We start from the raw sequence: 23,118 nt of genomic DNA on the forward strand, positions 1-23,118 counted from the left end.
GCAGCCAACAAACAGCGTGGATGCTCAGGAGTCTGCTGGAGGACTGAATAGCAGCTAGCCCTGCTGCGCCAGCAAGACCTCATGCAGGCGCAGCAAGACCGGCCGCGCTGTGGTCATCAGCGCACAGCTGGCCTCGCAGACCTGCGCCGGCTCGGCGGCATCGGCGGGCGGCTGCTGGCGCCAGGCGCCCAGGCGCGCTTCGGCCTCGCCCGCCTCGCCCGCCATGCCAGTCGCACCGAGCGTGGCCGCAGTGCCCTTGAGCGTGTGCAGCAGCCGCGTGGCCGATTCAAAGTCACCCTGCTCGACTTGGCTGCGCAGCTGCTCCGGCAAGGCGGCCAAATCACGCACAAAACTGCCGAGCAAGCGGATATAGCTGGCCCGCTTGCCACCAAGCCGGCGCAGCGCCAGCTCCAGGTCCACGCCGGCCTCCGAGGCCGCTGACTGCGCCGGGTCGATCTCGGCAGGCGCGGCCTCCACGGTCACAGCAGGGCTCGCTGGCATGGCCTCGGCCGGCCCCTGCTCCAAGCCGCCCAGTCTGCGCAGCACGCGCACCAGTTCATCCAGGTTGAAGGGCTTGCCAATATGGTCGTTCATGCCGGCGGCCAAACAGGCCTCGCGGTCGGAGCTCATCGCATTGGCGGTCATCGCAACAATGGGCAAACGGCTTAAACCCAAGTCCTGGCGAATGAAGCGCGCGGCGCTGAGGCCATCCATCACCGGCATTTGCAGGTCCATCAAGACCACATCGAAGGCCTCCGGCGTCGCCACCAGCAGCTCGACCGCCTCGCGGCCGTGGTTGGCAATCTCGACCACAGCGCCTTCGTCCGTGAGCAGCTCGGACGCGACCTGCTGATTGTTCGGGTTATCTTCCACCAACAGCAGGCGCAGCTTGGCGAGCCGCTGCTCGCCCGGCGCGGTGCCGGCACGGCGCTTGGGCTGAGCCTGGGTGCGCGCCTCGCGGGCGGCCAGCGCAGCGTCAAACAGCATGGACGCCGTCAGCGGCTTGAGCACAAAGCCGTCCACGCTGTCTTGCTCGGTTTGGACTTGCTGCGCATAGAGGTCACGGCCCTGCGCCGTCACCATCAGCAGCACCAGCGCATCGCCCTTGAGCCCGAGATGGGCAATGCGCTGACAGGTCTGCCAGCCGTCCAGCCCCGGCATCTGCCCATCCACAAACACCAGCTGATAGGGCATGCCCGCCCGCGCTGCGGCCTGCATCAAGCTCAGAGCTTGGGCGCCGCTGGCCGCCTGCTCGACCTGCCAGCCCAAGGATTGGCCCATGCTAGCCAGCAGCACGCGCGCATGCGTGTTGTCTTCAACAATCAGGGTGCGCCACGCCGCCCCCTTCGCCGGGGCGTCGCCCTGCTGCTGATCGGGCGCCAGCGGCAGGCTGATGGTGAAAGCGAAGCGGCTGCCACGCCCGAGTTCGCTCTCCAGCGTCAGCTCGCCGCCCATCAGCGCCACAAAGCGCTGGCTGATCGCCACACCCAGGCCCGTGCCGCCAAAGCGCCGCGTGGTGGATGACTCGGCCTGCGTAAAGCCGCTGAAAATACGTGTCTGGTTTTCGGCCGCAATGCCGATGCCGCTGTCGCGGACGCTGAATTGCAGCGTCACTTCCGCCGCGCTGCGCTGCAGGAGCTGCACTCGCAACAGTACCTCGCCGCTGGGCGTGAACTTGATCGCATTGCCGCCCAGATTGATCAACACTTGCTGCAAGCGCATCGCGTCACCGATCAGGCGCTGCGGCAGGGCGGGGTCAATATCGAACAAAACTTCGACCGGCTTGGCGCCCACATTGGCCGCCAAGATCACCGCCAAATCGCGCAGCAGCTGGTCGAGGCCGAAGGGCTGCGGGTCCAGCTCCATCTTGCCGGCCTCGATTTTGGAGAAGTCCAGAATCTCATTCAGCAGCCCCAAGAGCTGGCGCGCCGCGCCGTCACTCTTGGCCGCATAGTCGGCCTGGCGCGGCGTCATCTCGGTCTTGCGCAAGAGCGTCAACATGCCCAGGATGGCATTCATCGGCGTGCGGATTTCATGGCTCATATTGGCCAGGAATTGGCTCTTGGCGGTCGAGGCAGCCTCCGCCGCAGCTCTTGCATCTTGCAGCGCCAGCAAGGCCTGCTTGCGCTCGGTGACGTCTTCGAAAATAAAGAAGCGGCCGAAGTAGCGGCCGTCGTCGCCGCGAATCTGGGTCGAGAAGCGGCGTATCGTGCGGCCGTCCTTGAAGGCGATTTCGTCCTCGAACTGCGCTTGATTGCCCTCATCCTGCAAGCTCAGATACTTGCTGGTGAAGCCCGCTTCATCCACCACCAAGGCGCGCCGGGTCGGCATGGTGTCGATGTTTTTGAGCTCGCCGCGGCGTATCGGCTCGGCCAGATGCGCCATGCCCCAAAGCTCGCAAAAGCGCTGGTTGAAGTACAGGATTTTGTCGCTGCGGTTGTCCACCACAAAAAAGGCCAGCGGCGAGCTGTTCGACATCATCTCCAGCAGCGACTCATTCCAGCGCAGCGCCTCCTCGGCCTTCTTATTGGCCGTGATGTCGGTGCGGATGGCGATGTATTTTTCGATCTGCTCGTCCGCCCCCAGCACCGGCGCGATAAAGGTGTCGACCCAGTAGAGCGAGCCGTCTTTGGCGCGGTTGCAGACCTCGCCACGCCAGGCAAAACCAGCGCTGATGGTCTGCCAGATCTCGGACCAAGTCTGCGCCGGCTGCAGGCCCGAGTTCACGATTTGGTGAGTTTGGCCGATCAACTCTTGCTGTGTGTAGCCGCTGATCTGACAAAAGGCCTCGTTGGCCATGGTGATGCGGCCGGCTCTGTCGGCCACCGAGACAATAGCGGCCAGATTCAGCGTGCTCAACAAGGCCTGGTTGTCGCGCTGCGCTGCCTCGAGTTCGACCGTCTTGGCCGCCGCCTTGGCCTCGGCCAGCTCGCGCCCATGGCCGAGTTGACGCAGCATCGCGGCCAAAAAACCGGTCGCCAAGGCACCCACAGCAAACAAGAGCCAGGGCGTGCTGCGGTCCAGGCCCGCATCAAACTGCGGCGTGCTGTTCATGCGCAGCGTCATCTCGCGGTTGACAAGCTTGAGGCTGCGTTGATGGCTGAAGCGCCGCCCGACGGAATCGACCTGACCCGGCCCCAAGGCCGCGACATGTCCGTCACCATCAAAGATCGGCGCACCCAGGGGGGTGCCGGGGCGCGCGTCGTAAAGCTCAAAATCGATACGGCCCGACTTCACATCCGGCATATCGCCCAAGAGTTCGTTCAGCACGATGGGTGCGGACAGCAGGCCCAACAAGGCAGCGGTGCGCTGCTCGGCATTGTCGAGCGGCACGCCGCGCCGGTAGACCGGCACAAACAAAAGCACGCCGGCGGTCTGCTTCTGATCCTGCACCAAGGCGATAGCGCCGGTGATGGTGGGCAGGCCGGTGCCTGCGGCCAACTCGGCGCCGGCGCGGCGCAAGGCTTCGGAGCCGATATCCAGACCCAAGGCCCCGCTATTGTTGGCCGCCGGCTCGATCCGCTTGATCACGAACAGGTCGGGGTGGTGCGTGTCCGCCATCTGGCGAATCGCGAAGTCGGCGGCACCATCGGCCCGCTCGGCGGCCACAAAGCGCTCCAGCTCGGAGCGAAACACATGCTCGACATAGCCAAAGCCGCGCACTCCGGGAAACTCGGTGGCCAGATCGCGCGAATCCACATGGGCGCGAAACTCGGCCCGTGTGAGTTGCTGACGCAGGGCTTGGCTGGACGCATAGGCGCCGCGCAAGCCCTTCAAACCGTAGATAGGTTGAGCAAAGCGACGCTCAAGCTCGCTGCCTGTACGTTCCACATTGCGCAAGAACTCGGCCTCAGCATCGGCCCGAATCGCTCGCTGCTGCCACAAGCCGCCCGCCGCCGATAAGCCCAGGCCGAGCAGCAAAACGAGCCGCGTCTGCCCTTTGCCACCGGAACGCGCCAAAAATCGCTGCCACAACGCCATGCGGGTTTCCGTTCTCGGCGATGCCGGTCGGTCAAAAGGTCATGCCTGCCAGATGCTAGCCCAAGTCGAGCTCGGCGAGCGGCTTGAAACACTTGGTTTTCGCCCAGCAAATGCCTCGGACCCCGCTGAATCAGATGAGTATCTTCTCCATAAATACCCCCGTTTCGTCGGCCTCATGAGCACCATACGGGCCGCAGCGCTGGTAGCCCAGGGCGGCATACAAGGCCAAGGCCTCGGGCTGGCGGATGCCGGTCTGTAAGCGCGCGAGACCGATGCCGCGTTCGACCAAGTCCCGCTCCAGGTGCTGCATCAGCAGCTTGGACAGGCCTAGTCCGCGCAGCTCCGGGCGCACAAAGACCCGCTTGATTTCACCGTAAGCTTGGCCGCCCTCAACCGCCGCCATGCGTTTGACCGCGCCGCAGCCGGCCAGCTCGGTGCCGACCCAAGCGCCAAGAAACAGCACGTTCGATGGCTTGAGGCCGGCCGCGCTTTCGAGGTGATTGCTATCCAGCGCCGGATACAGCTCGGCCATCAGCCGATTGGAGGCGTCCAGCAAGGCCTGAGCGGCGGCGCTGTCCGGGTCCAGCGCCTTGATCACGGTCCGCTGCGGCGCATAGCCGGGGTGACGATAGACATGCCAGGCGCTAGCGCGAAACTCGCGCCGCTGCTCCAAGCTGGCTCCGACCGCCAGCGCCAAGTTGATCGAGGCGCTGTTCTCGGCCTTGATGAAGCTGATCAGCGGCATGTCCGGGGCCTCGCGCAGCGCCATCGCCTGCACCGCACGCACCGCCTCGCTGGCGAAACCCTGGCCCCAATACGCGCGGCTCAAGGCCCATTTGATCTCGGGCTCGGGCCAATCGTTGGGATACCAAAGCCCGGCCGCGCCAAGCACTGCGCCGCTAAGCTTGTGCTCCAGCGCATAAGGTCCATAGCCGCGCAAGGCCCAATGCCCGGCCATGCTGGCCATCGCCCGCCAGCTCTCGCCCTCGCTCAAGGAGCGGCCAAAGGTGAAGCGGGTGCATTCGGGGTCGCTGTAATGGGCATGCAGCGCGGGCCAGTCGCTGTGCACAAAGGGGCGCAGGATCAGGCGCTCGGTTTCGAGTTGGGTGGGGATGTTCAAGGCTTGTCCGCCTTTAAATGCTGACCCAGAAACTTCTCGACCCGACGGGCAAAGTCCACATGCGTCTCGACCTTGCGCCAGCTGTGACTCTCGTTTTCATAAGTCACCCATTCGGGTGGCCGGCCGGCCTCCGTCAAGGCTGCACGCAAGCGCGTGCCGTGCACCAACGGCACGCGTTTATCGCTCTCGCCGAAGGCCAAGAGCAGCGGCGCTTTGATCTGCTTGGCTTGCACCAGCGGCGAGTTGACCTTGAGCATCTCGGCGTCTTGGTCGGCGTCGCCCACCAACTGCGGCAACATGTGTTTACGCACCAAGCCGTTCGAATCATCGTCGACCCACCAAGAGCCTTCGAGCAACAAGAAGGGGTCGGTCACCGCCACCCAGGCGACGCCGCAACGGTAGAGCTCGGGCTGCTTGATCAAACCCATCAGCGTGCTGTAGCCACCATAGCTTGCCCCGGCGATGCAAGCCTTGTCACTGGCCAGGCCTTGCTTTTGCGCCCACAGCAAGGCGTCGGCCACATCGTCTTGCATTGCCTGACCCCATTGCTTCCATCCGGCGTGAAAATGCGCACCCCCATAGCCAGTGCTGCCGCGGAACTCGGGGCTGATAACAAGGTAGCCGCGCGAGGCCAAAAACTGCTCCATCGCGTCCCATTGCCAATGACCACCGCGCACCCAGGGCCCGCCATGCACCAGCACCACGGCTGGCAAGGGCTGGCCCGCTTTGCTGCCTGCCGGCTGCGTCAGCCAGACCGGCAGGTCGCGTCCATCACGTGCCTTGATGCGATGCAGGTCCACCATGGCCATCTGCTGAGCGTCAATATCATCCAACACACGGCTGACGAGCTGCCAGCGCTGGGTCTCGGCTTCATACAAGTACAGGCGCCCGGGCTCGCGGTCGGAAAAGCTGCGAACCAGGACCACCATGTCTTCGGCGCCGCAGCGACGGCAACTTAGCCGATTGGTGCGACCCGGCAAACCCTCATCGGCCAGCGCCTGCATGCGCTTCATGCCGGCATCAAACCACACGGTCTGCTCGCCGTCGGTGTCGACCCGCACGCCCAGAGCGCGCGCACCGGCGCGGTCCATCACCAGGCTGCCGCTGAAATCAAAGCCAGGCGTGGTGACCAGCGCCGGCGTGAGAGGCACTCCCTTTTCAAAGTCAAAGCGACTCAGCACCGCATAGCCCTCGGGCCCATCGCTGGAGCTGACATAAAGGTTGCCGGCGTCGTCCACTGCCGAGGGTATGAAGGGTGCGCTGAGCACATCGCTCTCGGCCAATTGCCGCCATTTGCTTTCACCCGGTCCGCGCCAATGCAAGGCTTGGCGGCCTTGGTCCAGCGTGGCTGCGACACGGGCTTCACCCTTGCTGTCGAACATCCAGCTCACCGTATGGGGTGGTGAATTCAGCTCGATGCTGCGGGTACGGCCGCTGCGGGTGTTTAACCAGATCGGCACGATGGACACGATCTGGTCGCGGCCAAAGTTCATCTTGCCGACCACCACTTCTTCGGGCGTGACGCCGTCTTGCTGCAAGGGCACATGCAGCAAGAGATGGTTCCACTCCAAGGCGCGGCTGAGTGAAGTTCCGTTGCTGACAAAGGGCGTGCCTTGGCGCCGCACCAATTGGCGCAGGTCCTTGCCGTCCGGGTTGACCGCATACAAGCCCGGCGCATAACGCCTATCTTCCCCCCCACCGGCTTGCAGGTCATGCACGCTGAATACCAGGCGGTTCTCGCCCACCCAGTCAAACTGCGTGATGTCCGCGTCGGAGAAGGACACGGCGCGCATGGCCGAGGCCTCGCCGCCGACCAAGTTAATCACGACCAAGCCGATGCGAGTGGCGCCGCGCGAGGTCGTCACGGCGAGTTGCTTGCCTGAGGGCGAGAGCTTGGCCTCCAGCACCGCCGGGCGCTGGAAGAAGCGCTCGATCGGGATGGGCACAACAGGCGCCTCGCTTGCGGCCGCAGCCGCCATCGTTGCGCCAATCAAGGCAAGCCCGGTGAACATGCGTCGCCAGCCCAGCCCTCCTGCTATCTGTTTCTTTTGCATCCTTGCTCCCCCTGTTTTGTCTTTGAAGCTCGTGCGCAGAATATCAAAGCAAGCGCAAAGCGGCGGGCAGCGCGGCCGCTGCGATAATCGGCGACCTCCTTTTTTCTCGACCCAAGCGTGCGGCTGCCCCAGCTGAGCGCGCCGAGCGCCGCCACCATGTCAGCCGATCTGCCCAGCCAAATTCAAACCGAAGTCAAGCGCCGCCGCACTTTTGCGATCATTTCCCACCCGGATGCCGGCAAGACCACGCTGACGGAAAAGCTCTTGCTGTTTTCGGGCGCGATCCAGATCGCCGGCTCGGTCAAGGCGCGCAAGGCCTCGCGCCACGCGACCTCGGACTGGATGGAAATCGAGAAGCAGCGCGGCATTTCTGTCGCATCCTCGGTGATGCAGATGGAGTACCGCGACTGCGTGATCAACTTGCTCGACACCCCCGGCCACCAGGACTTCTCGGAAGACACCTACCGCGTGCTGACCGCCGTGGACGCGGCGCTGATGGTGATCGACGCGGCCAACGGCGTCGAGCCGCAGACCCGCCGCCTCTTGCAGGTTTGCCGGGCCCGCAACACACCCATCCTGACCTTCGTCAACAAGATGGACCGCGAGGTGCAAGACCCGCTGGCCTTGATGGACGAGATCGAGCGCGAGCTCGGCATGACGGTCGTGCCCTTCACCTGGCCGGTCGGCATGGGTAAACACTTTCACGGCGTGATGGACTTGCGCCAACAGCAGATGCGCGTGTTCTCGCCCGGCGAGGGCAAGGCCGGTGGCGATGACGAGATCCTGCAAGGCCTGAACAACCCGGCCTACGCCGAACGCTTCGGCATGCAGTACGAGCAGGCCGAGGGCGAGATCGAGCTGGTGCAGGACGCGGCGGCCGAGTTCAATCTGGATGATTTCCTGAGCGGCAAACTGACACCGATGTTCTTCGGCTCGGCGGTCAACAATTTCGGCGTGCAAGAGATTCTGGACGCGCTGGTTGAGCTGGCGCCGGCCCCGGCCGAACGCGCCGCGATGCAGCGCGTGGTGCAGCCGGACGAGCCCAAGTTCACCGGCGTGGTGTTCAAGATTCAGGCCAATATGGACCCCTCGCACCGCGACCGGATTGCGTTTTTGCGCGTCGTCAGCGGCCATTTCGAGCGCGGCATGCGGCTCAAAGTGGTGCGCTCGGGTAAGGAGTTACGCCCCAACACCGTGGTCAGCTTCCTTTCGCAGCGCCGCGAACTGCTGGATGAGGCCTATGCCGGCGACATCATCGGTATCCCCAACCATGGCGTGCTGCAACTCGGTGACACCATCACCGAAGGCGAGGCCTTGCAGTTCACCGGCCTGCCCTTCTTCGCGCCGGAAATGTTCCGCTCTGTCGAAGTGGCTGACCCCTTACGCACCAAGCAGCTCAAGGCCGGCCTGACCCAGCTCGGCGAAGAAGGCGCGATCCAGGTCTTCCGCCCAATAGCCGGCTCGGTGCTGCTGCTCGGCGCCGTGGGCCAGCTGCAGTTTGAAGTGGTGGCACATCGGCTGGAGCATGAGTACGGTTGCAAGGCCCGCATCATGCCGAGCCGCTTCCAAGTGGCGCGCTGGGTCACTTGCGATGATGCGAATGAACTCAAGCGCTTCATCGACGCGAATGATCACCGCATGGCCTATGACGCGGTTGACGCGCCGACCGTGCTGGTGGAATACGCGCCCGAGCTACGTGCGATCGAGGCCAACTGGCCCAAGATCAAGTTCCATGCGCTGCGCGAGCATGCGGGCCTGGTGTTCCAGAAGCGACTGGACGGCTAAAGCCACCGAACTTGATTTCATGCGATATTGAGCTCGGCGAACAGGCACTTTGCTTGTTCGCCATCCGAAAAGGAGCTCGTCATGCAAACCCTGAACGAAATGCTGGCGCAAAAGTTCTTGACGCCGGAGCAGCACTTTGAGATTCTGAGCTGGACCACGCGCGCCAAAACCCCCGAGAAGATTCTTGAGATGCCGCCGCATCTATGGCGCTCGCTGGAACTGGCCAGCGTGCTGATGGGCTTTGAAGTCGGGCCGGTCGAGGCCTAGAGTTCTAGAATCCGCGCAACTCCATGCGCACCATCTGAAAGTGCACGTCCTTGGCATTCGCCTGCTTGAGGCTCACCAAGAGAAAGCTCTTGCCGGCGCCGGTTTTGTAGACCCGCTCGCCGGGGTCACCGCTGACCTCGGCGCAGCCTTGTTCGGCACCCTTTTTTCGTTCTGCCTTGGCGGCCAGCGCCGCCGGGCTGCCGTAACTGCAATCCAGTACGGGGCCGTGCTTGCTGAGTGCCTCGCGGTAGAAGGCCGAGATGCTGTCAATGCTGTCGCCGCTCGAGAACTTGGAGACCAGCAGTTTGAAACCAAAAGGGCCTAAGGACAGGCCAACGGTGACGCCGGGCTTGTCGTCTTTGTCATCCTGTTGCGCAACGGCGCCGGGGTAGGCCGGCAGGCCTATGTCTTGCAGCCGGGCTTGCTCCTTGACATTGATGCCAGCCACAAAGCTCTTGCCGGTGTCGGCTGCTGGGTCCGCAGCATAGGCCCAGGCGGGCGACAGCAGTGCCAGACCGAGGCCCAATGTGGCCAAGGTGCGGGGGGCAGAAAAGGGGCGCTTGATTGGGCGTGGCTTCATGGCAGGATCGCTTATAAACAAGTGATGGCTGCCAATGTAGACGCGACTGCGGGCGCGGTGCGGCACCGTTCGACCAACTGCCAAAAGCAAGGCATAGGCCGTCGCGCAAGCGGATCAGGCCGAGACGGGCAAGAACGCAAGAGCGCCCCATGCCAGCTACGATCAGCCCCTCACCGAGCCCAGCCCATGCCAGAAACCACCTTTGAAATCCCCGCCCTGCAAAGCCAAGACGACGCCGATGCCGTCATGTTCGAGCTGCAGGACCTGCCTTGCGTGAACCAAGCCGATGTGGACTTGGGCAAACATCAGGCCTGGGTCAGCCACAGCTCGATGATCGCCGCCGAAGATATCGCTGCGGCGCTGGAGGCTGCAGGTTATCCAAGCAGCGTCTTGCCTCCTGCAGCTTAGAACTTATCCGTAAATAGTCGGGGTCGGCTGCCGGCCGCTTTGAACGCATGGCTGCGTTGCAGATCCTCGCGATACCTACGGGTATCGCTCCGGTCTGCGCCTTGCTCTGCGCTCAGATCGTCTCGCCATCCTCTGACCCGCCTATTTACGGACAAGTTCTTAAGCGGCGACCTGGCCGTTGCGCTCCCTTAACGCCGTATCCGCTCAGGGTCGCGCAAATACTGTTCGCGCAAAGACTCCAGCTCGCCCGAGCTCTGCAAGTCTTCAAAACCCTTGCGGAATTGCGCCAAGAGCTGCGCATCGACCTTGGGGTTAAGGGCAAAGTAGCAGCCATAGCCTGGCTTCAAGGTGTGAAAAGCATACAGCTCCGCCACGTCATAGCCGTTGCGTTGCACCTGGTAGAGACTGGGCAGAAACAAGCCCGCCATCATGTCCAGCCGCGCCGCGTAGAGCATGCGCACCGAGATTTCACTGCGCGGCGTTGCATAGATAAATTGCTCCGCAACGCCGGCATCGCGCAGCAAGGCGGCCGAGGGTGAGCCCCGACTAACACCAATTTGCAGCGGCGGCGCCATCGCTGAGGGATCAAATTTCAGCTCGCTGCGGCGGCGCAACCTCATTAAGACAATGTCGCAAGCGTCGAGTGGCCCGACCCACAAGTACTGCGCCTCCCGTTCAGGCGTGCGCACCGTTATATAGAGCACCGAGTTGGGTTCGGCCTGCGCCTCGCGCAAGGAGCGGGCCCAGGGCATGTTCCGGCGTTTGACGGCGAACCCGGCGCGCTGGGCAATGCGCTCCAGGACTTCGTTGGCCATGCCCCGATGCACGCCATTTTCCTCATATGCATACGGCGGCAGGTCCTCGCTGAAGGCATGCAGCTCAAGCGCTTGCACCGCGCCGTTGGCCAAGCAAATGCCCAGCCCCAAAGCCAAAATTCGTGCTGCCCGACCAGAATAGAACTTGACCATATCGGCCTCGCGATCAATAGGTCTGCCGCCATCGCCCTTCGGCAGGTTCAGGGCTTGCTGCTGTAGTTCAGCGGCAACCAGTCATAGCCCTTCTTGGCGTTCGGCCGCAGTTGGCCCAGACCGGGGAAGGAGACATGGGCAACGCCCAAGTAGTAGCCTTTTTCAGCGGCTTCGGCAAACACCTTCTGGCGCTGCGGCGCGGCCTCCTTGGCATCACTGTCAAACGCAATCGTGACCGCCGGGTTGGGGAACTGCACCGCTGCCACATGGATCAAGTCGCCCAGAACGAGCAGCTTCTGGCCCTGGCTTTCGACCGCATAGACGCTGTGGCCGGGCGTGTGTCCGGGCGTGGCGATGCTGCTGATACCGGGCACCAACTGGGTCGAGCCACTGAAGGTCAGAAGCTTGCCGGCGTCTTGATAGGGCTTGAGAGTGGCCATCGCGCTCTTGAAGCCGGACTGATCCTCGGCGGCCGCCTTGGCCATCTTCTCGCTGCTCAACCAATGGTCGGCCTCGGCCTTGTCCATGCGCAGCACGGCGTTGGGAAATGCCGGCTTGCCCTCCGGCGACACCAAGCCGCCCATATGGTCGCCGTGCAGATGGGTGATGTAGACCTCATCGATCTGCTCCGGGCTGTAGCCGGCGGCCTTCAGATTGCCCATCAAGCGACCCAAGGTCGGGCCGAACAAGCCCGCCGCGCCGGTATCGATCAAAACCAGCTTCGACCCCGTGTTGACCAAAAACGCATTGACCGATGTCTCCAGCGGCAGCTTCAAATAGGCCCGCTCCAGCGCCGCCTTGACCTCGCCCGGCGCGGCTTGCGTCAACAGCTTGTCCATGGGCAGCGCCACCGTGCCGTCGCTGATAGCGGTGATCTCGAAGTCGCCGAGCAGCATCCGGTAGTAGCCGGGTGCCTGGGTTTTGACTTGCGGGGCGGCGGCTTGTGCGGCCATCGGCAGCGCCGAGCTCAGTGCGACGCAAAAGGTGCTGAGGGCAAAACTGAAGGCGGCAATTCGGTTCATGGATCTTCCTTAGGCTGCACAAAATCGGCTCAGCAGCATAGCAAGCACAACGACTTTTTGCTGGCGAGGTCCGACAATCCCGCTTGAGAACACGCCCGCCCAACTGTAGACGCCATGCACAAACCTAGCTGCGCCGGACAAGACGTATCACCCAGATCCAGCTTGGCCCCGGCCCTATCAAGCCGGCCGGCCACCTTGGCCGATTTGCCCTTCTTGCTGCGATTACGGCAGCAGACTTTTCATGCCTATCTGGCCGAGGCCGGTATCCCGATAGACGCAGAAAGCGACCTGGCGCGTGTGATGTTCAAGTTCGAGGTCGCCGAGATCTTGCTGCACGGGGGCGAAGCCGCCGGGCTGCTGAAGATGAGCCGCAGCGAAGACTCATGGCTGATCCATCAACTGCAGATCGCGCCCGAGCTGCAAGGCCAGGGTTTGGGCGCGGCGCTGCTGCGAGCTTTGCAGAACGAGGCGGCAGCGGCCGGCGTAGGGCTTGAATTGGGCGTCTTGAAGCGCAACCCGGCGCAGGCGCTGTACCGACGGCTGGGCTTTGTGGACTACGGCGAAAATGAGCTGGAATACTTGCTGCGCTGGCGTGCTGCCGGCCCCACGCCCATCCCGCCCGCCCAATCGTGACCGACCTTGATGATTGCTTTTACCCCCATGTCCGAGCCGCAAACGCCCCCCTCTTCGCCTGTGCTTGAATTCGCCAATACCCGCTGGCGCGTGCGGCGACCCAAACCCTTCGTGCTGGTGATCGAAGGCGAGGTGGGCGCCGAGGGCAAGGTCAGTGACTATCTGCATGAGCAGCTCTTGCTGCCCGAGTGGCGCGAGGCTTTTTATCAGCTGGTGGACGCTACCGGCCTGGTTGTCTGCCTGAATTTGCACACCCAACACCCGACTTACCGCGATGTGCGCGGCCGCTCCAGCAAGGGCCGGCTGAGCCAGGGCGAGTACTACCACCACGACGGCTGCTCGGGCCCGACCAAGCCGCGCTTTGTCGAGATCCGCTGCCCCGTGCAGCCGCAAACACGCGGCGTGGCGACCGCCGTGGCGCCGCAGCACGCGGTGGTGGCGGCGATGGTGCAGGTACTGCCGGCCGATTTGGCTGCCGCACCGGCACTTGCTGAGCTATTGGGAGGGCAAGACCTGAGTCCCGCCGCCATCCAGCAGATGAGCGACGCCGCGCTCGACCAGTTGCAAGGCCTGATCACACGCACGGTGCGCAAGAAGCTGAACGCCGAGGGCGCGCGCGCCTATTTCCGCCAGGTGGATCTGGCGGCAGATGCCTACTTTGAGCCCTGGGCCTTAGGCGAGAGCCGCATCATCGCTAACGCCAACGCCGGTGTGACGATGCAGCACCGTCGCGCCTACCAAACGCCGCATACCGGCGGCGTCGCCAATGGCCATTTGGTCAAGCGCTGGCCCAACGAAGAGTTATTGCTGCCGGGCCAGGTGCTGGACCCCGCCTTCATCGCCGCGCTGTGCAGCGAAGAGGAAGGCGAGGACGATGCGAAGGCGGAGGCGAATGGGGGCCAAGCCTGCTACTTGCGCCCCCATTGAGCCCAGCCGAGCCTAAGCTTAGTCAGGGATAGTCAACACGCCGGAGGCAAAGCCGATCGCATCCGACGCGGCCGGCGTCGGTGCCCAGACCGGCACATTAGCCAAGGTCACGTTGACGCCGGCCGCACGCGGCGTGGTGTGCACCACCTGGCTCGCCGGCAAGGCCGTGCCGTTCTTCAGATGTGCCCACATCTGATCCATCGCGCGACCGAAGTAGACATGCAGTGGCAGCAATCGACTGTCATAGCCCAGCAGCGCACCAAAGGCGATGAAGGTGTCGAAATGCTGCGCATTGGTGACCTCGTAGTAGCGGGTCTTGGACGTCGCCGCTTCGAGCACCTGGTTCTTGCCGTAATAGGCACGCGCTGCATGATTCACCGGGATCAGCGTGTCACTGCGGCCGGCCACGATGATGGTCGGCAGGCTGCGCAGCTTGGCCGTGAGTTGCACCTCGTTCATGCCGGCGATGACACGGTCGGACCAGCTCTTTTGCGTGCCGAACAAGCCCGCGCCGCTGACCGCATCCTTGCCGGTCACCAGTGAGCGCATGCACAAAGCGCCGTCAAGCGCGAAGTCGGCCGTTCCGCTGGTGGCCGAGGTGGCCAAGAAGTCCAGCTTAGCGCCGCCGACCGAATCGTTGAAGACGACGTTGACGCCGCCGGTTGGCGGCACGCCATTGCCGCTGGAGAACAGCCCTGCTTGCGTGATGGCGCTTTGAGCCACGACATCGCCGGTGGCGTTGGTGTTGGCATAGCTGAAGCCGCAGACGTTGTCGCTGGGCTTGAACTTGCCATAGCTGTTGACATAGGTGACCACGATGGAATTGGTGGCGAAACGGTAGTGCGACTGCTGCAGGAAGTTGTTCTCGGCCTGCCAGCCATAGGCGTTCATCTTGGCCAAGGCTTCGTCGGCCTGATCGGCCAGGGTGGCGCCGCTGAGCAAGCCCCGCGCCTTCAGCGCCGTGCAACGGTTTTGTGCGCTGGCGGTATAGGCTGCCGGCCAGAAGGCCGCGCTCACGGACAGGCCTGCCTGGGCCGACACCGCCGCGCAAGGCTGATAAATATTGGCAAAGGAGAAGTAATCGATCAAAGGCTTGCTATGCGTCGCCACCGCGGCGGCTGCGCCTTGTTTGATCGTCAGGCCGGTGTTGGCGCCGGGCTGGGCATTCGGCTCGGTCACAGCCACGCCGTCGATCAAGCTTTCCGTATCTTGTTCGGCCGCCGCCAGCGCGGCACCGCCACCATTGGACACCGAGGACGCGATCACGATGGTCTTGGCCGGTGTGATGACAACCTCTTTTTTACCCGGTTGGGCGGGGATGTCGGTACCGTACTTCTCGTTCAAGACATAGAAAGCCAACTTGACGGCGCGCAGCGTGTCGCGGCCCCAATCCTTCTCGGGGTTCTGCTGCGAATGCGCGTGCTTGTAGGCCACCCGGTTCGGGAAGGCAGCGTTGTAGCCAATTCGCTCGGCCTCGCTCAGACCCGCATTGAAATGCGCCTTTTTACCCGCAACCGTGGCGGTGGCGATCGTGCCGTCGACTTGGATCACGTTGTCGCTGGACAGGTCATGCAGACCGTTGCCCGAGCCCTTGTCGGCATAGGCCACCGCACAACCATGCTTGAGACCCCATTCGCCGGCAGTGCCGATGGCACCGTAAACGCCGCGCGAGCCGGACGAGGTGGCGGTGACGATGCAGGGGTTCTTGACGTCAAAGCTGTTCGGCACTTGCACCATCAGCACGACGTTCTGGCGGCCCGTGCCGTCATCGGCGACGGCGATGTATTCGGTACCGGCGACCTTGCCTTCGCCCAGCGTGTCGGCGCCGCTGATGTCAATATTGGGGCCGTACAAACGCGTGAAGCCACCGACCACCGTGTAGTCAATCAAGGCGCGGTAATTGTTGTAAATTGCGTTGCGTCGCAACTCGGCCACGGTGGGCGAGGCCGGCACGGCAAAGGCGGGCGCCGCGCCGAGCAAGCCGGTCTTACCCAGGCCGGCGGTCAAGAGGTCGTCGCTGCTGCCGTCATAACTGGCTTGCGCCACGGTGCCGGCCACAAAGGCCGGCAGCACATTGACGACAGGTGCGGGCGGCGGTGGCGGCTCAGGGGCGGGGTCGTCGTTGCTGCTGCAGGCGCTCAGCGCCAGCAAGAGGGGCGTCAGGCCCAGCAGCGCTTTCGGGCGCAAGGGATTCTTACTTGTAAAACGGCGTGAGGTCTTCATGGCTTTGTCTCCTTTGGAATATCGTTGGCTTCGACTTCGAGGGGGCGAATGCCGGGCAGGCGCACGCCCTTGCGCCGCTTTTCATACTGCCGCGCGAATAATCGGTTAGCCTACGCAGCCATGGAAGCAGCAACAAGCCCCAAAACTACGCCAGGGTTTTCCCCAGCAGAAGCCTTTGCGAGCTTGAGCCCGCTAGGGCTGGCTTTGACACATGAGCGCGTGCTGACCTGGGTGAACCCAAGTTTTGCGGCGATGTTTGGCTTTGAGCAGCAAGATTTGATAGGCCAGAGCTTCGCTGTCTTGTTCCCCAGCGATGTGGAGTTCAGACGCATTGGCCAACGCATACAGACCGCGATGCTGGGCTGCGGTAGTTATCAAGACGAGCGCCTGATGCGCCGCCGCGATGGCCGCTTGCAGTGGTGCCGCGTGCATGGCCATGCCCGTGACATGGCTGCGCCCTTTGTCGAAGCGGCCTGGACTTTTGAGCGTGTTTTCACTCAGCAATGCGACTCGGAAGCGCTGACGCCGCGCGAGCGCGAGGTCTTGACCGCCATGGCGGCCGGGCAAACCGCCAAGGAATCGGCCAAGCTGCTGGGCCTGTCGCCCCGCACCGTCGAAAAGCTGCGCGCCGGCCTGAGACAGCGTTATGACGTTCACAACGCCGCCGCCTTGGTGGGCCGGGTGATGGGTGCAAGCAATTCAGGCGCAGCGCAAAGCCAATCCAGTTAAACACTTGAGATAAAGCTGAAACACGTACCTTGCGCAAAGCCCGTCCAGCTAGGCGCGCCGCCGCAGACAGTACGCCAGTACGGCAAGGCGAAGCAACGCCGCTGGGCGGGCTTTTCGCAAGGTACGTCAGTAGTTACCCTAGCGCAAAGCTACGTAGAGGAAGTTCCGGTGCCAGGTCTTGCCTTTACGCCCTATATTGGGCCCTCAACTTCAATCGCGCCCTGATCGGGTGCGCCGATGCACAGTGAGCGAACTCATTCTCGAGACCCGCGGACTCAGCAAGGACTTCAAGGGCTTCACCGCCGTTGACGGGGTCAACCTGCGGGTGCAGCGCGGTGCGATCCATGCTTTGATCGGCCCCAACGGCGCCGGCAAGACGACTTGCTTCAATCTGCTGACCAAGTTTTTGGAGCCGACGCGCGGCAGCATCCACTTCAACGGCGTCGACATCACCGGCGAAAAGCCCGCCGAAATTGCCCGCCGCGGCGTGATCCGCAGCTTCCAGATTTCCGCCGTATTCCCGCATCTGACCGTGCTGGAAAACGTGCGCATCGGCTTGCAGCGCTTCACCGGTACCAGCTTTCATTTCTGGAAAGGCCTGACCGGCTTGAAGCAGCTCGATGCCCGTGTGCTTGCGCTGTTAGAACTGGTGGACCTGCGCGATATGGCGGCGCTGAAGGCGGGCGATTTGCCCTATGGCCGCAAGCGCGCGCTGGAGATCGCCACCACGATGGCGATGGAGCCCACCTTGATGCTGCTGGACGAGCCAACGCAAGGCATGGGCCACGAGGATGTGGACCGCGTCACCGCGCTGATCAAGCGCGTCGCCGAGGGCCGCACCGTCTTGATGGTTGAACACAATATGAAGGTCGTGTCAAAAATAGCCGACCGCATCACCGTGCTGGCGCGCGGTGCCGTACTGGCCGAGGGGGATTACGCCGAAGTCTCCAGACACCCGGCCGTGCTGGAAGCCTATATGGGCAGCGAAGCGGCCGAACTACAGGGAGCACATTGATGAGTGTTCCTGCTTTGGAGATCAGTGATCTCCACGCCTGGTACGGCGAGTCCCATATCCTCCACGGCATCAATCTGTCTGTACAAAAGGGTCAGGTCTTGACCCTGCTGGGGCGCAACGGTGCTGGCCGTACCACCACCTTGCGCGCCATCATGGGCTTGACCGGTTCGCGCAAGGGCTCCATCAAGGTGCATGGCAGCGAGACCATCGCCATGGCCACACACCGCATCGCCCATCTAGGCCTGGGCTATTGCCCGGAAGAGCGCGGCATTTTTGCCTCGCTGACGACCGAGGAAAACCTGCATCTGCCACCGCGTTTGAGCGGGGGCCGTGCCACGCCGATGAGCGATGCGCAGATCTACCAGATGTTCCCTAACTTGGCCGAGCGCCGGCACAGCCCCGGCACGCGGCTGTCGGGCGGCGAGCAGCAAATGCTGGCGGTGGCGCGCATCCTGCGCACAGGCGCCGACATCTTGCTGCTGGACGAAATCTCCGAGGGCCTGGCTCCCGTGATCGTGCAGACCCTGGCGCGCATGATCACCACGCTCAAAGGCCAAGGCTTCACCATCGTGATGGTGGAGCAGAACTTCCGCTTTGCCGCGCCGCTGGCCGACCATTTTGTGGTGGTCGAACATGGCGAGGTGGTGGAATCCTTCGCGGCTGCCGAGTTGCCGGCCAAGCAGGCCAAGCTCGACGAGCTGCTCAGTGTTTGATTGATTGACTTGCTGACTGATTTGTTCTTTGTTCGACCCAAAACCACCGTTCCAGGAGACAAGACCATGACCCCAATGTTCAAGCGCACCGCCCTCGCCTCCATCGCCGCCGTTGGCTTAGCCGGCGCGGCTCAGGCGCAGATCTCCGGCGACACCGTCAAGATCGGCTTCATCACCGATATGTCCAGCGTCTACGCCGACATCGACGGCGCCGGCGGCGTCGAGGCGATCAAGATGGCGATCGCCGATATGAAGGGCATGGCTGCCGGCAAAAAGGTCGAGCTGATTTTTGCCGACCACCAAAACAAGGCCGACGTCGCCGCCAGCAAGGCGCGCGAGTGGATTGACACCCAAGGTCTGGACATGCTGATCGGCGGCACCAACTCCGGCGCCAACCTGGCCATGGCCAAGATTGCGGCGGAAAAGAAGCGCCCCTTCATGGTGATTGGCGCCGGCTCGGCCCGCCTGACCAATGAAGACTGCACGCCCTACACCATCCACTACGCTTACGACACGGTGGCGCTGGCCAATGGCACCGGCGCTGCGGTGACCAAGGGCGGCGGCAAGAGCTGGTACTTCCTGACCGCCGACTATGCCTTCGGCGCCTCTCTGCAGAACGACACCGCAGCGGTTGTCGCCAAGACTGGCGGTCAAGTGTTGGGCAGCGTCAAGCACCCGCTCAATGCCAGCGATTTCTCGTCCTTCTTGCTGCAAGCGCAGGGCAGCAAGGCGCAAGTTCTGGGTTTGGCGAATGCGGGCGGTGACACCATCAACGCGATCAAGGCCGCCAATGAGTTTGGCGTCACCAAGACCATGAAGTTGGCCGGCTTGCTGATGTTCATCAATGACATCCATTCTTTGGGCCTGAAGACAACCGAAGGCATGTATCTGACCGACAGCTGGTACTGGAACCAAAGCCCCGAGGCCCGCGAATGGAGCCGCCGCTTCTTCGAGAAGATGAAGCGCATGCCATCCTCGCTGCAGGCTGCCGACTACTCGGCCGCGATGCACTATCTGAAAGCTGTCGACGCCATCAAGACCGACGATGCCGACAAGGTGATGGTCAAGATGAAGTCCACGCCAATCAACGACTTCTACGTCAAGGGCAATATCCGCAAGGAAGACGGGCGCGGCATCCATGACATGTTCCTGCTGCAGGTGAAGTCACCGAAAGAGTCCAACGAGCCTTGGGATTACTTCAAGGTCACCACGCGCATCCCGGGCGAAGAAGCCTTCACCAAGCTGGCCGATTCAAAGTGCCCACTTGTCAAGAAGTGATCGCGGAACAGTTACTTACGGTTTGAGCAGGCCCTGAACATGACGGACTTTTTCGGCATCCCCTTGCCCGCCCTGCTGGGCCAGCTCCTGCTGGGCCTGGTGAACGGCTCGTTTTACGCGATGCTGTCGCTGGGCTTGGCCGTCATTTTCGGCATGCTCAACATCATCAACTTTGCCCATGGGGCGCTGTACATGATGGGCGCCTTTCTGGCCTGGATGGGGCTGGAGTATCTGGGCATGAATTACTGGATGATGCTCCTGCTGGCGCCGCTGATCGTCGGGGCTTTGGGCATCTTGATCGAGCGGCTGATGCTGCAGTGGCTCTACAAGCTCGACCATATCTACGGCCTGCTGCTGACCTTCGGCATCACGCTGGTGATGGAGGGCATATTCCGCAGCTTTTATGGCGTCTCGGGCCAGCAATACCAGGTGCCCGAGGCGCTGCAAGGCGCCACCAATCTGGGCTTCATGATTTTGCCCAACTACCGCGCCTGGGTGGTGGTGGCCTCCATCACCGTCTGTCTGGCGGTCTGGGCTTTGATCGAGAAGACTACGCTGGGCGCCACCTTGCGCGCCGGCACCGAGAACCCCAAGCTGGTGCAAGCCTTTGGCATCAATGTGCCGCGCATGATCACGCTGACCTATGCCGGCGGCGTCGCTTTGGCAGCCTTTGCCGGCGTGCTGGCTGCGCCGATCTTGCAGGTGAGCGCGCTGATGGGCAGCAACTTGATCATCGTCGTGTTCGCGGTGGTGGTGATCGGCGGCATGGGTTCCATTCTCGGCTCGATCTTGACCGGGCTGGGCCTGGGAGTGATCGAGGGACTGACCAAGGTGTTCTACCCCGAGGCCTCAAGCACGGTGGTGTTTGTGGTGATGGCCATCGTGTTGCTGGTGCGGCCGGCCGGTCTGTTTGGCAAGGAAAAATGAACATGACCGCGCTCGTTTCGACATCAAAAGCTTCACTCAACCCCATTTACGGCTATGCGCTGCTGTTCGGCGCCATCGCCCTGCTGCCGGCCCTGGGCGTGTATCCGATCTTCGTGATGAAGGTCTTGTGCTTTGCGCTGTTTGCCTGCGCCTTCAACTTGCTGGTCGGCTTCACGGGCCTGCTCAGCTTCGGCCATGCCGCCTTCCTGGGCACCGCAGCCTACGGCGCCGGCCATGCACTGAAGGTCTGGGGCTTCTCAGCCCCGGCCGGTTTGATTTTTGGCGCCCTGGCGGCCGGCGGCGTCGGGCTGGTCATCGGCCTGCTGGCCATCAAGCGCGCAGGCATCTACTTCTCGATGATCACGCTGGCGCTGAGCCAGATGCTGTACTTTTTCTTCCTGCAAGCCTCGTTCACTGGCGGCGAAGACGGCCTGCAGTCGGTGCCGCGCGGCAGCTTCTTAGGCCTTGATCTCAACAACGATCTAACGCTTTACTACGTCGTGCTCGGCGTCTTCATCGCGGGCTTCTGGTTGATTTACCGCACCGTGCATTCGCCTTTCGGTCAAGTGCTGACCTCGATCCGCGAGAACGAGCCACGAGCCATTTCTCTAGGCTACGACGTCGACCGTTTCAAGCTCTTGGCCTTTGTGCTGTCGGCCACATTGGCCGGCCTGGCCGGCGCCACCAAGACCTTGGTGCTGGGCTTTGCGACGCTGACCGACGCGGTCTGGACCACCTCGGGCCTGGTGATTCTGATGACCCTGGTCGGCGGCATGGGCACCTTGGTCGGCCCCATGGTGGGCGCGCTGATCATCATTGCGCTGGAAAACAAGATCGGCGACCTCGGCAAGGCCTTGGCCGACCTCACCGGCGTCAACTGGTTCAACGGCCTGGGTGAATCGGTCAGCTTGGTGACCGGGCTGATCTTTATCGTTTGCGTGCTGGCCTTCCGGCGCGGCGTGGTGGGCGAGGCGATCGCCCTATGGGATAAGGCCCGGGCTAAGCCTTAGCCACTGGGTCAGGCGCGGTACAAAGCCGTGATCGCCTCAACCAACTGGGCGGGGCCGAAGGGCTTGGCGATGAAGAGGTCGGCGCCGCAGGTCTTGGCATCGGCCTTGATCTGATCGACCGGCTTGGCGCTGATCAACACCACCTTGGGGGCGTTGGCGCCACCCGCCGCCTTGATGCGCCGGCAGGCCTCGACGCCGTCGAACTCGCCCGGCATCATGATGTCCATCAACACCAGGTTGGGCGCCAATGTGTCAATCATCGCCACCGCGCTTGGGCCGTCATGCGTTTCGTGCAGCTCGAAAGCATCCGCCAGATCCAAGGTCGCATGCAGCAGGGCGCGAATCTCTTCGTTGTCATCGACGATCAGGATTTTCAGTTTCATGCGTTCGAACTCCGGTCTTGCGAAAATTCGGCAAATAGCGGCAACAGCCCTATGAGACGGCTGTCTGAGGGTACTCCAAAACTGGCCTGCTCGCCTAGCTAAAGCGCCGCCCCAAGCCGTCGAAGTAAGCCCCTAGCAACGCTGCCCTGCCCTGCCCAGGCCAACAAGGGTGGCTAAACTGCGGCCATGCCCTCGACTCGTTTTGCCTCCGGCCTCGCCCCTTATTTCAACTTAATCCGCTGGGACCGGCCCACCGGCTGGCTCCTGCTGCTGTGGCCCACGCTGAGCGCACTATGGATCGCCGCCGACGGTTTTCCCGGCTGGCATCTCACCATCGTATTCACGCTGGGCACTGTTCTGATGCGTTCGGCCGGCTGCTGTGTCAATGACGTCGCCGACCGCGACTTCGACAAGCATGTCAAACGCACCGCCAACCGGCCCGTCACCAGCGGCGCGGTCAGCGTCAAAGCGGCCTTGTTGCTGGGGGCAGGTCTTGCCCTCACGGCCTTTGCACTGGTGCTGACGACCAATGCGCCGACGATTCTGCTGTCCTTCGGCGCGCTCTTGGTCGCTGTTCTCTACCCTTATGCGAAACGGGTGTTTGCCATGCCGCAGGCGGTGCTGGGCGTGGCCTTCAGCTTCGGCATTCCGATGGCGTTCTCGGCGGCTTTGGGTGGCACGAGCTGGAGTTTGGCGGCCATCACCGCTGCCGTGCCGCTGTCGGCCTGGGCGCTGCTGCTGGCCAATCTATTCTGGGTGCTGGCCTATGACACCGAGTACGCCATGGTGGACAGGGACGACGATATCCGCCTGGGGATCAAGACCTCGGCGCTGACGCTGGGACGCTTCGACGTGGCGGCGGTGATGGGGTTTTACGGCGTCTATCTTGCCGCGTGGACGGCCTTGGGCCTGCGCTTCGGACTGGGCAAGGTTTTCCTCTTGGGCATGCTGGCCGCCGCGGCGCAAGTTGTGTGGCATTTTTCCTTGATCCGCACGCGCACAAGGGAGGGTTGCTTCAAGGCCTTCCGGGTGAATCATTGGCTGGGCTTTGCAGTCTTTGCAGGCACAGCCTTGGATCTGGCGCTGCGCTGAACA

The 23,118-nt window shown here is 62.9% G+C and carries 20 protein-coding genes; 12 read left to right on the plus strand and 8 right to left on the minus strand.

The window, feature by feature from the left end:
* Positions 1-54: 54 nt before the first annotated feature.
* From LNV08_RS05595 to LNV08_RS05605, 3 genes are all read right to left on the minus strand, one after another.
* Positions 55-3,981 carry a CHASE domain-containing protein gene (locus LNV08_RS05595; RefSeq protein WP_263532682.1) on the minus strand — a complete coding sequence of 1,309 codons (3,927 nt, stop codon included), beginning with the start codon at positions 3,979-3,981 and terminating at the stop codon, positions 55-57.
* Between the two features lie 130 nt (positions 3,982-4,111).
* Positions 4,112-5,101, minus strand: a complete 990-nt coding sequence (locus tag LNV08_RS05600; protein WP_263532683.1) for a GNAT family N-acetyltransferase — start codon at positions 5,099-5,101, stop codon at positions 4,112-4,114.
* On the minus strand, positions 5,098-7,155 hold the full coding sequence (locus tag LNV08_RS05605; protein WP_263532684.1) for a S9 family peptidase: 2,058 nt from the start codon (positions 7,153-7,155) through the stop codon (positions 5,098-5,100). Before LNV08_RS05605 ends, LNV08_RS05600 begins: the two co-directional genes overlap by 4 nt.
* A gap of 156 nt (positions 7,156-7,311) precedes the next feature.
* Here LNV08_RS05605 and LNV08_RS05610 point away from each other — a divergent pair, with 156 nt between their 5' ends.
* Positions 7,312-8,940 (plus strand): peptide chain release factor 3, encoded by a 1,629-nt coding sequence (locus LNV08_RS05610; protein WP_263532685.1) that lies wholly within the window; start codon positions 7,312-7,314, stop codon positions 8,938-8,940.
* An 81-nt stretch (positions 8,941-9,021) separates the two neighbouring features.
* Complete coding sequence (locus LNV08_RS05615) at positions 9,022-9,207, plus strand: hypothetical protein (protein ID WP_263532686.1); 186 nt, start codon at positions 9,022-9,024, stop codon at positions 9,205-9,207.
* A 4-nt stretch (positions 9,208-9,211) separates the two neighbouring features.
* Here the strand turns inward: LNV08_RS05615 and LNV08_RS05620 are convergent, their stop codons facing one another.
* The gene (locus LNV08_RS05620) at positions 9,212-9,787 is read right to left on the minus strand and encodes a hypothetical protein (RefSeq protein WP_263532687.1); all 576 of its coding nucleotides are present in this window, start codon (positions 9,785-9,787) and stop codon (positions 9,212-9,214) included.
* 186 nt (positions 9,788-9,973) lie between these two features.
* On the opposite strand from LNV08_RS05620, the gene LNV08_RS05625 reads away from it, so the two are divergent.
* Complete coding sequence (locus LNV08_RS05625) at positions 9,974-10,195, plus strand: heavy-metal-associated domain-containing protein (protein ID WP_263532688.1); 222 nt, start codon at positions 9,974-9,976, stop codon at positions 10,193-10,195.
* Positions 10,196-10,383: 188 nt separating this feature from the next.
* Here the strand turns inward: LNV08_RS05625 and LNV08_RS05630 are convergent, their stop codons facing one another.
* Together LNV08_RS05630 and LNV08_RS05635 are read right to left on the minus strand one after the other, a co-directional pair.
* Entirely contained in the window at positions 10,384-11,163 is a 780-nt protein-coding gene (locus LNV08_RS05630; RefSeq protein WP_263532689.1) for a substrate-binding periplasmic protein, read from the minus strand.
* A 47-nt stretch (positions 11,164-11,210) separates the two neighbouring features.
* On the minus strand, positions 11,211-12,185 hold the full coding sequence (locus tag LNV08_RS05635; protein ID WP_263532690.1) for an MBL fold metallo-hydrolase: 975 nt from the start codon (positions 12,183-12,185) through the stop codon (positions 11,211-11,213).
* Positions 12,186-12,299: 114 nt separating this feature from the next.
* Here LNV08_RS05635 and LNV08_RS05640 point away from each other — a divergent pair, with 114 nt between their 5' ends.
* Together LNV08_RS05640 and LNV08_RS05645 are read left to right on the plus strand one after the other, a co-directional pair.
* On the plus strand, positions 12,300-12,818 hold the full coding sequence (locus LNV08_RS05640) for a GNAT family N-acetyltransferase (protein ID WP_263532691.1): 519 nt from the start codon (positions 12,300-12,302) through the stop codon (positions 12,816-12,818).
* A 27-nt stretch (positions 12,819-12,845) separates the two neighbouring features.
* The gene (locus LNV08_RS05645; RefSeq protein ID WP_263532692.1) at positions 12,846-13,745 is read left to right on the plus strand and encodes a hypothetical protein; all 900 of its coding nucleotides are present in this window, start codon (positions 12,846-12,848) and stop codon (positions 13,743-13,745) included.
* 18 nt (positions 13,746-13,763) lie between these two features.
* Here LNV08_RS05645 and LNV08_RS05650 read toward each other — a convergent pair whose 3' ends face one another.
* The gene (locus tag LNV08_RS05650) at positions 13,764-15,968 is read right to left on the minus strand and encodes a D-(-)-3-hydroxybutyrate oligomer hydrolase (protein WP_263532693.1); all 2,205 of its coding nucleotides are present in this window, start codon (positions 15,966-15,968) and stop codon (positions 13,764-13,766) included.
* Positions 15,969-16,088: 120 nt separating this feature from the next.
* Between LNV08_RS05650 and LNV08_RS05655 the strand changes: the two genes are divergently transcribed.
* From LNV08_RS05655 to LNV08_RS05680, 6 genes are all read left to right on the plus strand, one after another.
* A complete protein-coding gene (locus tag LNV08_RS05655) occupies positions 16,089-16,697 on the plus strand; it encodes a helix-turn-helix transcriptional regulator (RefSeq protein WP_263532694.1) in 609 nt (202 codons plus the stop codon).
* A 244-nt stretch (positions 16,698-16,941) separates the two neighbouring features.
* Entirely contained in the window at positions 16,942-17,712 is a 771-nt protein-coding gene (locus LNV08_RS05660; RefSeq protein ID WP_263532695.1) for an ABC transporter ATP-binding protein, read from the plus strand.
* Positions 17,712-18,425 carry an ABC transporter ATP-binding protein gene (locus LNV08_RS05665; protein WP_263532696.1) on the plus strand — a complete coding sequence of 238 codons (714 nt, stop codon included), beginning with the start codon at positions 17,712-17,714 and terminating at the stop codon, positions 18,423-18,425. The genes LNV08_RS05660 and LNV08_RS05665 overlap by 1 nt, the downstream gene beginning before the upstream one ends.
* 75 nt (positions 18,426-18,500) lie before the next feature.
* Positions 18,501-19,703 (plus strand): ABC transporter substrate-binding protein, encoded by a 1,203-nt coding sequence (locus tag LNV08_RS05670; RefSeq protein ID WP_414858690.1) that lies wholly within the window; start codon positions 18,501-18,503, stop codon positions 19,701-19,703.
* A gap of 39 nt (positions 19,704-19,742) precedes the next feature.
* On the plus strand, positions 19,743-20,630 hold the full coding sequence (locus LNV08_RS05675) for a branched-chain amino acid ABC transporter permease (RefSeq protein ID WP_263532698.1): 888 nt from the start codon (positions 19,743-19,745) through the stop codon (positions 20,628-20,630).
* A gap of 2 nt (positions 20,631-20,632) precedes the next feature.
* A complete protein-coding gene (locus tag LNV08_RS05680; protein ID WP_263532699.1) occupies positions 20,633-21,640 on the plus strand; it encodes a branched-chain amino acid ABC transporter permease in 1,008 nt (335 codons plus the stop codon).
* Positions 21,641-21,648: 8 nt separating this feature from the next.
* On the opposite strand, the gene LNV08_RS05685 is transcribed toward LNV08_RS05680, so the two are convergent.
* Entirely contained in the window at positions 21,649-22,023 is a 375-nt protein-coding gene (locus tag LNV08_RS05685) for a response regulator transcription factor (protein ID WP_263532700.1), read from the minus strand.
* 186 nt (positions 22,024-22,209) lie between these two features.
* Here LNV08_RS05685 and ubiA point away from each other — a divergent pair, with 186 nt between their 5' ends.
* Positions 22,210-23,115, plus strand: coding sequence for a 4-hydroxybenzoate octaprenyltransferase (gene ubiA / locus LNV08_RS05690; RefSeq protein WP_263532701.1), 906 nt, complete (start codon positions 22,210-22,212; stop codon positions 23,113-23,115).
* Positions 23,116-23,118 lie beyond the last annotated feature (3 nt).

It is taken from the genome of Paucibacter sp. TC2R-5, assembly GCF_025717605.1.
Lineage (GTDB): Bacteria > Pseudomonadota > Gammaproteobacteria > Burkholderiales > Burkholderiaceae_C > Paucibacter_A > Paucibacter_A albus.